General features: G+C 67.0%; 10 protein-coding genes. 5 read left to right on the top strand and 5 right to left on the bottom strand.

Annotation, left to right across the window (positions count from 1 at the left end; translation table 11 throughout):
• The coding region (locus ASF22_RS24610; protein WP_210166651.1) for a hypothetical protein at window positions 1–187 on the top strand (187 nt) is incomplete at its 5' end.
• Between the two features lie 440 nt (window positions 188–627).
• Window positions 628–1,389 carry a DNA-binding protein gene (locus tag ASF22_RS11260; protein ID WP_056264166.1) on the top strand — a complete coding sequence of 254 codons (762 nt, stop codon included), beginning with the start codon at window positions 628–630 and terminating at the stop codon, window positions 1,387–1,389.
• A 535-nt stretch (window positions 1,390–1,924) separates the two neighbouring features.
• On the opposite strand, the gene ASF22_RS11255 is transcribed toward ASF22_RS11260, so the two are convergent.
• From ASF22_RS11255 to ASF22_RS11245, 3 genes are all read right to left on the bottom strand, one after another.
• Window positions 1,925–2,605, bottom strand: a complete 681-nt coding sequence (locus ASF22_RS11255; RefSeq protein ID WP_056264163.1) for a hypothetical protein — start codon at window positions 2,603–2,605, stop codon at window positions 1,925–1,927.
• Between the two features lie 361 nt (window positions 2,606–2,966).
• Window positions 2,967–3,860 (bottom strand): ImmA/IrrE family metallo-endopeptidase, encoded by an 894-nt coding sequence (locus ASF22_RS11250; RefSeq protein ID WP_056264161.1) that lies wholly within the window; start codon window positions 3,858–3,860, stop codon window positions 2,967–2,969.
• 91 nt (window positions 3,861–3,951) lie between these two features.
• On the bottom strand, window positions 3,952–4,260 hold the full coding sequence (locus tag ASF22_RS11245) for a helix-turn-helix transcriptional regulator (RefSeq protein WP_056264156.1): 309 nt from the start codon (window positions 4,258–4,260) through the stop codon (window positions 3,952–3,954).
• A 145-nt stretch (window positions 4,261–4,405) separates the two neighbouring features.
• Here ASF22_RS11245 and ASF22_RS11240 point away from each other — a divergent pair, with 145 nt between their 5' ends.
• From ASF22_RS11240 to ASF22_RS11230, 3 genes are read left to right on the top strand one after another with little or no spacing between them, the layout of a single operon-like run.
• On the top strand, window positions 4,406–5,536 hold the full coding sequence (locus tag ASF22_RS11240; RefSeq protein ID WP_056264154.1) for a hypothetical protein: 1,131 nt from the start codon (window positions 4,406–4,408) through the stop codon (window positions 5,534–5,536).
• A gap of 31 nt (window positions 5,537–5,567) precedes the next feature.
• Complete coding sequence (locus ASF22_RS11235) at window positions 5,568–7,862, top strand: ThiF family adenylyltransferase (RefSeq protein ID WP_210166650.1); 2,295 nt, start codon at window positions 5,568–5,570, stop codon at window positions 7,860–7,862.
• The gene (locus ASF22_RS11230) at window positions 7,862–8,662 is read left to right on the top strand and encodes a hypothetical protein (RefSeq protein ID WP_056264147.1); all 801 of its coding nucleotides are present in this window, start codon (window positions 7,862–7,864) and stop codon (window positions 8,660–8,662) included. The genes ASF22_RS11235 and ASF22_RS11230 overlap by 1 nt, the downstream gene beginning before the upstream one ends.
• A gap of 144 nt (window positions 8,663–8,806) precedes the next feature.
• Here ASF22_RS11230 and ASF22_RS11225 read toward each other — a convergent pair whose 3' ends face one another.
• Window positions 8,807–10,384, bottom strand: coding sequence for a tyrosine-type recombinase/integrase (locus ASF22_RS11225; protein ID WP_056264144.1), 1,578 nt, complete (start codon window positions 10,382–10,384; stop codon window positions 8,807–8,809).
• Between the two features lie 113 nt (window positions 10,385–10,497).
• Window positions 10,498–11,271 carry a hypothetical protein gene (locus tag ASF22_RS11220; protein WP_156647670.1) on the bottom strand — a complete coding sequence of 258 codons (774 nt, stop codon included), beginning with the start codon at window positions 11,269–11,271 and terminating at the stop codon, window positions 10,498–10,500.
• Window positions 11,272–12,022 lie beyond the last annotated feature (751 nt).

The raw sequence follows: 12,022 nt of genomic DNA, 5'->3' as shown, positions 1-12,022 counted from the left end.
CCGTCGCGCCGTTCTCCGCCTGCCGCAGGGCGAAGGCGATCTGTTCATTCGTGAAGCGTTTGCGAGGCATGGCATCCACCCTCCTTCAGGGTTCAGGATGCCCAAAAAACTTGCGCTCAGCGCGGACCAGCTTGCTGGGTCAGAATCAAATGTCCGCCCAACCCCGAGCATCTACCCCAGCAAGTGAGAGGGTATCACGTGGGATCGAACGAAACCGTGTCAAGCGCCTCAGTCCGAAAAGCTGAGTGATTGCAGTAGTCTAAAGTCCGGGCGAACCGCCTCAAACTTGTCTCTGGCGGAGAGGGGGGGACTGTACCCCAATTCGCGCTTTCCCTAGGGGAAACGGGGTTTTCGATGCCCGGTTACGTCGCCTGTGTGTACCACCAGAGTGTGCTCAGTTCCAGCCTGAAACTGGCCGATCGAACGGTGATGTGTGCAAGCGGCCAACGCCAGCTAGAACGGACGACTGATACGCCGAGCGCCACCAAGCTCGATCGCTTCACAAGGGCAGGCCACGGATCGGGAAGTGGGAAGCGATGACGGCTTCCACTTCCCGCTTCCCGAATTGACGTTGTCGCGCTCTTAAGTCGTTTCAGGACATCGTCCGACCTCCGTGAGGAGTGCAGGATGCCGAGCCGTGAGCAAGTGTGGGATGCCGCGGCCGCCGTCCTGGCCGACGGCGGGAGAGTTAACCAAAAGCTTGTCCTGGCCGCCCTTCGCGACGCCGGGATCAAGGGAACCGAACGGACCATCGCCAAGGCCTTCACCGCGTGGAAGGTGTCCGTCCGGTACGAGCCGCGGCCTGAACAACATGATCCGCCGCAGCACCTGACGAACCTTCATGCCGGCTTCGTGAAGCGGATGTGGGACGCGGCCGTTGCCGAGGCCGACGCACGGTTAGACGATGTCCGGGTTCGGTTGGGGCATGAGCGAGATGCCATGGGCCAATTGCTCGATGAGACGCACATCCGGGGCGAGGAGGTCTCACGAGAGAACAAGACGTTGCGGGCGCGGCAGGTCGTGATGGACGTCGAGATCGCCGAGCTGCGCAAGGAGGTCGCGCACTTGCGCCGGACCGAGTTCTGGGACCGTGTGATCCGGGAGGTCGTGGAAATCCTGCCCGAGGATAGATGGATGACGGTGCAGGACGTCGCTAGGCGCCTGCCGCCGAGCCTGAGACAAGAGGCGCTGGCCAAGGACAAGGCCCTGACGCCAGGCCGCCTCCATAAGCAGATGCGCTTGCGGGATCATCACGACAGATGGTTCGATCTGGACGCTGAGAAACCGAGATATCGACGGCGCGCGGGTTGGACGGGCATTACGCAGGCACCAAAGGCGCGGCGAGGACCGACGCCGAAAGGGTCCGCGGACGTTCCTGATCCGACGTAGGCGGGTCAGGCAGGCCGACAAGGCGATCCATACAGGCGGCCAGCGCTCCGCAACTCCTTGCTAAGCCTCCCCCGGATTGCCCTGCTATGGTGCGTTCCAGGCCGTCTCACGACCGGTCGACAAACTCTCGGAACGCGTCATCGTCAGTCTCGACCGAGCTCGCTAAGTCCAAATTGCGCAGCGCCGGCATCATCTGGGATATCCGTCGTAGGTGGGTTCTCGCACCACCTTGAACTCGCGCAGGAATACTTTTCGGCACCCCTGTCGGCCGTGCCAGAAAGCATTCCTGCGGCTCAAATCCGTCCCGACGGTTTCCCGAAAGTTAGGTCCGATACGAAGGGATCGGACCGCATTCGGCTCGATCGGAATGCATGGAAATCGTTCGTTCTCTACGGGGCCAAACCACCGAGATTCTAACCCGACAACCCGTAACGCCCAAGGTCCAGGGCCAGGGCCCGGGGGATTCCCGAGGGTTTCAATGATCGCGATCCGACGTCACGGGTCGCGCGCGACCTGGGATCATCCCGCAGCCGCCTCAGTGCGGCGATGGGGGCGTCGCCATAAGCGCCTGCACGATCGCCAGCAGAAACCCGCTCAGGCCGATGGTCAGCGCGAACCTAACAACGGTGGCGCCTACCGTCCAGCACCGGGCAGTGCAATGCTTCCCGTCCACGACCGTGGGCCGCGCGAACAGCAGCCACCAGACCCGCAGGCGATCGATCATCGTCGGCTCGCCCTCAAGGCTGGTGTATTCCATGTACGACACGAAGGCGCGCCAATGCCGTTCCGGCGCGGCGCGTCCCCGCAGGACATCGGGTGCCCAAATCCATTCCAGCTGGATTATCTCCTCCCGCCTGCGGTAGTTCTCGGTGCCCGCCGGCCTGAGCCCGACGAGAACGATCCCGCTGTCCATCCGCTGGTAGAACAGGCAGGCGCCATGCTCGGCTAGGAACCGTTCCTGCAACCGTGGCTCCCGGCCCTCGCGTGCCACGAATTCCTCGACCGCCTCGATGGGTCGGGACCCATAGAACACCTCGACCGAGCGTTGATCATGGCCGCACATCGCGCCGCCCGGGGTCACGCGCAAGCGGTACACGCCATCAAAGAACGCATTCCTGGGATCCGCGGCCGCGATGCGGGCGAAGACCTCGCGCGCGCTCCGATGGAAGGCCTCGAAGTCGGCACGGCGCATCTTCCGCAGGGACGGTCGCGCCATGCGATCGTCGATGTCCCCATCAGGCCGATCGTCACGAACCGTCAAGGGCGGACCCGTCGGTAGGCGGTCTCGAACCAGCCATGCCGCGGGTTTCCCCAGGGGCCGGGCGGTCGGATGACGGGTCGTATAGCAAGGCCGTCCTGGAATTTCATGACCGCACAACCAAGCCGCCCCGCGCCTTCCGCTCACGCCATTGTCGGCACGGCGACGCACCGACGCAAGCACCACCTCGTCCCGGGGCCGTTGATCGCCATTCCGACGGCCTCTTGACCGATGGCGCGCTGCGACCCTCAAGCGGGCCTTGGCACGCGGTCGGATCGACGTCTGGCAACCGCCGTGATCGTGCCGGGCCAGTCGACCGCTACCGGCTCTCGAACGATACGAACCGGTCGTACACGTCCGGCTCCGGCTCCTCGTCCGGTACACGCCACCGCGGTCGGGCATCTCCGAAATGAAGAATCGTGATGACCTGATCGAGGGCGGTCGCGTGCACCGTGAACTCCTCGACATCCTCGTCGAACCAGACGCCGGATGGGTGCGAGATGCCCGCGCGGCAAGCGTCCGCCATGTCCGGCCGTGCCGCCCCGGAAACGGCGGGTATCTCGTGCGGGGGCCCCGAGGTCTTGATGAAGCGCCCGGACCTGTAGGCCGGATCGCTCGACCTCGCCCAGCAGGCATAGCCGTCCGTCGAGACGACCATGAGGGAGCGGCGCTCGGTGTATTCGAGCCACCTCAGCGTTGCCGCGGTCAGCGACACGCCGTATCGCTCGGCCAACGCACCGAGTTCGATAAGGGTCGGCCGGACCTTCGGATCGACCTGGCGGCGCAGGTCGTGAAGCGGCATGAGGAGCGCTGCCGCGAAGGCATCGGCCTCCTTCTCAATGTCTTTGCCGGCACGCCGACTGACGTCCTCTTCCTTGCAGTGGAGGCCGTTCGGTAGCCGGTGACGGTGGAGGAAGTAGTGCCCAGCCTCGTGGGCGACCGTGAACCGGCGCCGGCCGGCCGAGGCCGTCGAGTTGCTGATGACGAGCCACCCGCGAGGGTCCTCGTGCACCGGCACCAGGGCTCCCTCGAAGCCCTTGAGAGGCTGGCTCACGACCTTGAGAACAGGGTCGTCCGGCCAGACGGTCCGCGAATACTCCAGGATCAGTTCCTCGACATCGACGGGATACCGGTCCTGCCCTTTCGCGAGATCGAGCATCTTGGTGAGCTGGTTCGCCCACCGCAGCGGGCTCATCTCGGGGAAAGCCGTCATGGTTGCGAACCTGGCCCTTTCTCGAAGACAGGCTCGCACTCCCTCGCGATCAAGACAACCTGAACGTGCCGCTACCCCAGCGCGATCGGGCTCATTTCCGGAAGGTTTCGGTGATCCGCCGGATCTGGTCCTTCACGTCCGGATCGAGCCCCCTGAACTTTCGAAAGAAGGCCTCGTCCTCCGCCGTCGCCAAGTCGGCCTGGGCGTCCATCAGGTAGTCGGCCGTCACCCCCAGCGCCTTCGCGATCCGGTCGATCTTCTCGGCGGACGGCCGCGGCGGGTTCTTGTTCTCCACTTCCCAGATGTACGACTTGCTGGAGCCGGTCATCTCGGCGAGCTGATCGAGGGTCAGCCCGGCCTTCTTGCGCAAGTCCCGGATCTTTTCGCCGAACGTCGCCACCGCCTAGCCCCCGCCGTCATGTCGCGCGCCCGAAAGTTCGCCGTAGGCTAACACCAGAGCCTTGAAAAGCGAACCATTCCGGCCCAAGTTCGGAGTAGACGTACTTTATGGCGCGCTACGACGGCAACGTCGCCGGAGGTCCCGCATGACGGCATCCACAGTCCATTACCGCGTCGGCAACGGCGACATGCACCTCGTCGAGATCGAGGGCGGGCGTAAGCTGCTGATCGACATCAACGTACGCCAGCCCGGACCCGACGTGCCGGACGTCATCGCCCAGCTGCGGAAGCGCCTGAAGCGGGATGCGGCGGACCGCCTCTACGTCGACGGGTTCCTCCTGACCCACCCCGACCAAGATCATTGCCGGGGCTTGAAGGAGCATTTCCACCTGGGGCCCCCGGAGACTTGGTCGAAGGCCGCGGACAAGATCATCATCCGCGAGATGTGGTCGAGCCCCATCGTGTTCCGCCGGGCGGACCGCGACCACCAGCTGTGCGAGGACGCCGAGGCCTGGGCATGCGAAGCGCGGCGCAGGGTCAAGCGCTACCGTGAGCGCGGGATCGGCCCGGACGGCGAGCGCATCATCATCATGGGCGAGGACGTCGGCCAAAAGACCGACGACCTCACCCCGATCCTGGTGAAGGCGGACGAGGAATTCTCCCGCATCTGCGGCGAGACCGGCAGGTTCACGGCAAGGCTCATCGCCCCCATGCCGGCCTCGGACGATGACGAGGACGAGTTCCTCGGCAACAACAATTCCAGCGTCATCATCGGCTTGGCCTTGGAGGCAGACGGTCAGGCCGACGCGTCGCGTTTCCTGTTCGGCGGCGACGCCGAGGTCGGCATCTGGGAGAAGGTCTGGGACCGGAACAAGTCCCGCAAGCACGTCCTCGAATACAACGTGTTGATCGCCCCCCACCATTGCAGCTGGCGTTCGCTCTCCTGGGACAGCTGGTCCGATTACGGAGAGGGCGCCGAGGTCAGCGAGGACGCGCGGTCGGCGCTCGGACAGGCCCGCTCCGGTGCCGAGGTTCTCGCGAGCAGCAAGAAGGTCGTTGACGACGCCGACGATCCACCGTGCATTCGCGCCAAGCGCGAATACCGGGACATCGTCGCCCCGCAGAAGGGCACGTTCGCCTGCATCGCCGACCGCTCCGGCACCGACCCCTACGAGATCGAGGTGACCTATGCCGGGCACAAGCCGAAGCGCCCGACGGTCGCTGCGACGGTCGCGGTGGCGACCGGCATCGGAGCCACGCCCCTCCCGCACGGCTGAGATGTCTCCGCCGGTGACCGAGCCGCCCACGATGCCGCGCTCGGTCGCAAGGGCGCTTCGGCTGATCGCGCTGCATCCGTCCGTGCGCGGCATCGAGAGCCATTTCGACGCCGCCACCGGCCTGACGGACGCCGTGGTCCAAATCGATGCGCACCTGCCGTCCCGGTGGCGGGTCCGCGGCCATTCAGACAATGGGGTGCGGGCGATCGAGCCCGTGAACATGAGGTTCGCGCCGGATTACCCCCTGCGGGAGCCCTACATCGTCCTGCGCGAGGACTTCGACCGGAGCCATCCCCACCTCCAGCCCCGGGGCCCGAGCTTCCCCCCTGAGCCTTGCCTCCTGTTCGGCTCGGTGCGTGAGCTCCTGCAATCCCGCGACATCATCGGGGTCGTCGACCAGCTCGTGGAATGGATCGAACGGGCGGCGCTCGTCCGCCTCAACGATCCCGCCGGCGGCTGGGAGATCACCAGGCGCGACGGGATCCACGACCTGGTCATCCTGAATTCCGGCTGGGTCCGCTCCCTGGCGGGGCGCGACGCCGGCTGCGACGGTTTCGGGGCCGGCTATGCGGCGATCCGCGAGAACGGCGCGCCCGAGACCTACAGGGTCCTGCTGTCGGACATACGTCACGGCCTGTCCGAGAACGACTGCCGTTGGTCAGGCACGATGGTCTCCGAGAAGGAGCGGTACGGGTTCGCGCTAACGCTCGTGGCATGGTCCGGCCGCACGCCTTCTGGACCGCCGTTCATCGCCGGCAGCTACCTGCCGGAGACCGTCGTCGACGTGGCTTCGCTCCATGCCAGGGCGCAGGTGCTCGGTTGCGGCGAGCCGTTGCGCGCCAAGCTCGACCTCCTGCAACGGAGGGTGCGGGGGATGTCCCGCCGCGCCCCTCAGCCCTGCATCATCATCCTGCTGGCCCGGCGACCGTTCAACCTCACCGGCGGCAGTTCTCCCATCGAGATCTGCCCCTACCTGATCGAGCTGTCCGGCAACGACGACCTCGGACACACGAGCCGAAGGCCGGTCCGTCTCGTCGCCCCTCACGACCAGGTCTCGCCGAACCTCCTCCGGGAAGCTTCCGGCGAGGACGCCGGCGGGACGGCGCGGTGGACGCTGCTTGGTTGCGGCAGCGTGGGATCCAAGATCGCCACGCACATGATGCGATGTGGCCGAGGCCCTTCGCAGGTCGTCGATTCCGCGCCGATGCGACCGCACAACTATGCCCGGCACGCGCTCTTCCCGATGAACGCGGCGGAACAGCTGCCGGGCGGCAACAAGGCATCGCTCCTCGCTTCCAGCCTCGTCGGGTTCACCGATGGGCTGACCGCCCTCACTGCGCTCACCGCCGATATCGCCTCGGGGATGACCGATCCGACGATGGCCGGCACGGTGTTCGGAACCGATACGGATTTCGTTGTCAATGCGACCGGCTCCCTCGTGGTGCGCGAGGCCCTGTCGCTCCCGCACGTCACTGCCACCAGACCGAGGTGCGTCGAGACCTGCCTGCTCGGTGCCGGTCGCCTCGCGTACATGGGCGTTGAGGGTCCGGCGGCCAATCCATCGATCGCGGACCTTGCCGCCGAAACCTACCGCCTGCTCGCCGAGGACGACGTCACGGCCACTGCCGTGTTCGGACCCGAGGCCGAGGCAACCCGGATCTCGATCGGTCAGGGCTGCTCCTCGCTGACCTTTCCCATGACGGACGCCCATCTCTCGGCGATGACCGCTCCCATGGCCGTCGCGCTGGGCAAGCTGCACGCGCTCGGCTTGCCCGGCGCCGGTGGCGAGATCCTGATCGGGCTCGGCGCGGAAGACGGCCTAGGCCAGAGCTGGATACGTAACCCGGTCCTTCCATGGACGGTCGTCGAGACCGCCTCGAAACATGGCCCTGGCGTCCGTGTGAGTGCGCGGGTCGACGCCTTCATCGCGCGCGAGGTCGCCGCGCGGCCCGGCAGCGAGACCGGGGGGATCCTCGTCGGCCGCTACTCGGACCTCACAGACACGTTTCATGTCGTCGACGTGCTGCCTGCCCCTCCTGACAGCCGCTTCTCGGCTGAGGAATTCGTGCTCGGGGTCGAGGGGTTGTCGGAACGCATCGATGGCCTGGTGGAGCGGAACGGGGGCGCCCTCTATCCGCTCGGGACCTGGCACAACCATCTCGTCACCAGCGGTCACTCGCCCAAGGATCTTGCGACGGCACTCAAGCTTGCCGCCGTGCAGATCTTCCCGCTGCTCATGCTGATCCATACGCCCGGCGGCTACCGAACCCTCGTCACCGAATTCATCGAGCGGCCCGCCGGCGGCCCTCTCGGGGAGGCTGCCTGATGTTGCATCTCGACCGTTACATCCTCAACGCGCGCGTCCTGCCGATGCTCGTCGTCGCCTTTCCCTTGGTGCTCGCGGCCTACCCTTGGGTACCGGCCGAGGCGTTCGCGAAGGGTGGATGGGGGGGCATGGCGGCCAAGTGGGTCACGACCGGGGCCTGCGCCACCTTGCTCGCGACCGCCCTGTCCTTCGTGCCACGGGCCTTCGGGACGCGCCTGGAGGAAAGGCTATGGCGCGATTGGGGTGGCGCGCCAGCCACGGCCTATCTGCGCTATGCCCATCCGGAGCTCGACGCGCGCCAGACCGCTGCGCTGCATGCAAAGATCGCCGTGCTCGATCCGAGTCTCCATGTGCCGAGCGCGCAGGAGGAGGCCGGCGACCCTGCCGCGGCGGACCAGTGCTACGCCGGCATGGTCCGGATGCTACGTGCGCGAACCTGGGGTCCCAAGAACTTCCCCATGCTGTTCGACGAGAACGTCAGTTACGGATTCCGCCGCAACCTCCTGGCGATGAGGCCGTACGGGATCCTGGCCAGCCTGATCGGAATGGGCTCGGGCGCCGCCGCGATCTGGCTGGGGCACCCCGTTTGGCCGGTCGTCGCGCTGTCCGCCCTCGTGGGCATGTTCATCGTCGTGAACAACGTGAATGACCTCCGCCGGCAAGCCGACAGGTACACCCGGCGCCTCTTCGAGACCGTCGACCTTCTCAAGGCCCCAACGAAGGCGAAGGATGCCAAGACGCCATCAAGGAAGAAGGCCGGTCCGGGCGGACGTGGTGGAACGGGCCAGGCCACGGTCTAATCCGAAGGTCCCGGTCCCTCGGGGGCAGGCCATGGCCACGACATGGCCGCCGATGAGAGGCCTCACGAATGGTCAGGCGCCGACCTCCGGCGCGGCGAGCCGGGGCAAGGGATCCCGAAAGCCCCTCGCCCCGGCGGACCGGCTTCACGCCAGGACAGGCGCAAGACGGCTCAAGGCGGCTTGTGGATCGATCCGCCTGCGGGTGGCATGATCGGTTGCCCGGATCCGCTCGCGTCGCCGCCGCTCGGTCTGGCTCGGGTGCTCCCGCGGCGGCAGGCCACGGGGCACCACGACCTCGATCGTCGAGGGGACCTTGATGGCGAAGGAGTGGGCCGCCTTCACCCCGTGCGACCACGCCAGGGCGTCGGCCGCCGCGTCCTGCCCCTCCAGGGTCCACTGGCCGTAGATCTTCACCGCCGTCTGCACCGACATGCCGAGCAGGTCGGCGGCGGCCCGGACGTCGACCCGGGCGATCCGGAGCCACGTCGCCGCCGTGTGCCGCAGGGTGTGGCGGACCACCTCCTCATCCAGTCCGGCGTCGGCGACGACCGCCTCCCAGATCCACACCGGGGTCGAGGCGTAGGGCTCCCCGTCAGGACGGGATACGACGGCCGCGATCCCCGCCGCGAGATCGGACTTCCGCCAGACCCCGAGCGTCGAGGCGATCTTAGGGGCGATCCGCGACGTCATCCGCGGCTTGCCCTTGCTCGGGTCCGCTCCGAAGCCGCGCCGGTGGATGAAGCGGCCCTCCACGTCGATGCAGCCGCCATCCGCCGTGCACTCCCAGCTGAGCTCACGGAGCGCCTCGTCCCGGGTGCCGGTGTACAGGCCGACGAACAGGTACCGCCGCAACGGCTTCCGGTTGGCGATGGTCTGCGGATCCCGGTATGCATAGCGCGTGACCATCCTCCCGCGCGGGCCCATGACCCGCTCGCGCTTCCAGGCGCCTGTCTCGTTGTCCCAGATGCGGCCGCGGATGGCCCAGTACATCCGGGCCACCTCCGACCGCCGCAACCACCGCGTCCGCCCTGGGCCTGGCGCGGGCACTTCCACGTTGGGATGCCACGCGAGGGCGTGCTCTCCCGCGTAGAGCTTCACGGCCTTGCGCAGGAAGCGGATGTCCTCCCGCGCGGTGCTCGGGCTGGCGTTCGGCGCATCGGGATCGTCATCCAGATAGCGGGCGTCGCGCTGGCTCGACCGCCACTCGATGTAATCGATGCATCGGGTCGTGGAGAGGTCCTTGAGCGTCTCGTCCTTGAAGAAGGTCGCCAGCGAGGCCAGACGCCTCGCCATCTTGCGATACACCTTCCACAGCCGGGCCGTTTCCTTGGCGGCGGCGGAGCGAAGGGACGTCTTGCGCGGGACCGGTGGTTTGCCGGGTGGCCGGGCGGCGTCGAGGAGATAGTTGATCGTCGCCGCGATCGGCACCATGCGCGGGGCGACGATACCCCGCTCCCGCGCCTCCGTCTGGAGCTTGTAGAGATCGAGCGCCCTATCCGCCTTCTTCCGCTGCGCCAGGGGCTGGCGCGTGGATTCCTCTCGCTTGCCGTCGCGAATGTACCACGTGAACTTCGTCGGGTCCGTCCTCGACCTGCGCAGCACCAGATGCGGCCCCTCAGAGGGGGGCCCGCGCTTGTTGTCAGGCTCCGGGATCGCCGCCGCCGCGGTCATCAGGACCACGCGCACGTCGTCCTCGGCACGCGCGAACGCGGCCCGTTGCATCTTCTCTCGCTTCATCGTACTCAGACCTACCTGTGTCGGCACGCGTGCCGGTGCTACGGAAGGCGGACGCGGGGCGGTGAACCGCCACAGTTAACGCGCCCCGTGTCCGCCGTTTACTGTCCCGATCCGCCGATCACGGCGGTGGCGACAGGTCTCTTGGCGGCGCGTCTCGAACGCGCACGCCCACCGCCGAGCCTTTGAGCCTCGGCAATCTTCCTCTGCAGCGTGGCAGACCCGGACGCCTCGTCCGTCCTCGGCTGGGTGGGTTTGTCGCCGGCACCCTCCGCACCCATTCGGCGGATCGCCATCGGGGTCGTGAAGAACTTCCCCGCCACCTTGGTGATCGCCAGCGAGCCGTCGCGGCCGGCCGTCCTCAGGGTATTGGTGGTGATCGGCCCGTTCGGCCAGAACAGGGCGGCGGCCTCGGGCAAGGTCAGCAACTCGTCATCGTTCCACTCCTCGCTCCGCGGCCGGTCGGCAACCCGTTGGGGGAGCCTGCGAAAATCCCTGGCCGGCGTCGTCACGCGAGGCAAACCGGTTTCGATCGAGAGGTCAACGCCCAGGGTCCGGGCACCGTTTTCCGGACGCTCGCCGCTCGGGTCGACCGCTCCGAAGGACTGCTCGCAATCCTTCTGATCCTTTCCATGGAATGCTTTTTCATCATCGCATCCGACGTCCATGGAATGCTCGGAAGGCACTGGCGGATCGGGGAAAAGCTCCAACTGCTGGAGCTCATGTGCGATGTCGTAGAGGGACGCACGCCAATCCTTTGACGGCACCTGTTCGGACACGGCGTCGGCAAAGGATCGTCCAATCGAAGAGTCGGCCGTTTCCAGGGATTTCGAGGGCTCAAGTGCGGCGTCCTGCCGCGGCCGCACTTGATCCATGGACGGCGTCGGCCAGACCGGTTCCGCCCGAAATCGCTGGAAACCCGGCCCGGATGACGCCGCCGGCATCAACGAGTCCCGCCCCGGCATGACCAGCCCCGGCCCAGACGGGGCGGCGCCTCCGTCAAGCGGCGACATGGCGATGGCGCTGTTTCCTGCGGGTGCCCTTTCCACCGGGTCCACGGGCGGGAGCCCTGGGGATGCCACCCGTGGCATCCTCTGGTCGACATCCCTTGGGATGACGGCCATGGCTGGCTTAACCTCCGCCTGCCCTTTCCCGGCGCCCGGCTTGGCATGCGCAGCCGTGAACGGAGGTGCGGCGGACCCGTCCCGACCCGCTGGCTGTCTGGCCTCGCTCCCCGGCCGAGCCTCCGGCGCCGATCGACGTCGTCCGGACGGCTCAACCGACTTCGACGCGCTGAACCTGAAGAATTTTCTGAACCCGTCGAGCATGACCCGGACCTCCGTTGTGTCGAGGCTCGGATTGTTCCCGTGCGGTCCCGTCGCTCCAAATCCGGGGGGCCGGCGGCCGGTCGGGCGGACCGACAACCAGCCATGGTTGGCATGCCAATCTACGCCGCAGGGATCCGGATCGGTCGCTTCGGGCGACGAATCAGGTGCACGCCGTTCGGGATCCCGACGCGGCCGGGAGTGCATCGCGGGCCGGGCCGTGCGCACGTGGCATGCCTCCGACCCAAGTACCCGATTCGCGGCCGTCTTGCGGCTTTTCGAGATATATCCGCGCATGCCA

The sequence above is a fragment of the Methylobacterium sp. Leaf87 genome (genome assembly GCF_001422775.1).
GTDB lineage: Bacteria > Pseudomonadota > Alphaproteobacteria > Rhizobiales > Beijerinckiaceae > Methylobacterium.
The sequence above is the reverse complement of the archived record's forward strand: the minus strand, read 5'-3'. Positions and strand labels throughout refer to the sequence as shown.

Coding starts and splice junctions, on each gene's coding strand:
- ASF22_RS11260 (WP_056264166.1), top strand. CDS start 628: ATGCCGAGCCGTGAGCAAGTGTGGGATGCCGCGGCCGCCGTCCTGGCC.
- ASF22_RS11255 (WP_056264163.1), bottom strand. CDS start 2,605: ATGGCGCGACCGTCCCTGCGGAAGATGCGCCGTGCCGACTTCGAGGCC.
- ASF22_RS11250 (WP_056264161.1), bottom strand. CDS start 3,860: ATGACGGCTTTCCCCGAGATGAGCCCGCTGCGGTGGGCGAACCAGCTC.
- ASF22_RS11240 (WP_056264154.1), top strand. CDS start 4,406: ATGACGGCATCCACAGTCCATTACCGCGTCGGCAACGGCGACATGCAC.
- ASF22_RS11235 (WP_210166650.1), top strand. CDS start 5,568: ATGCCGCGCTCGGTCGCAAGGGCGCTTCGGCTGATCGCGCTGCATCCG.
- ASF22_RS11230 (WP_056264147.1), top strand. CDS start 7,862: ATGTTGCATCTCGACCGTTACATCCTCAACGCGCGCGTCCTGCCGATG.
- ASF22_RS11225 (WP_056264144.1), bottom strand. CDS start 10,384: ATGCAACGGGCCGCGTTCGCGCGTGCCGAGGACGACGTGCGCGTGGTC.
- ASF22_RS11220 (WP_156647670.1), bottom strand. CDS start 11,271: ATGGATCAAGTGCGGCCGCGGCAGGACGCCGCACTTGAGCCCTCGAAA.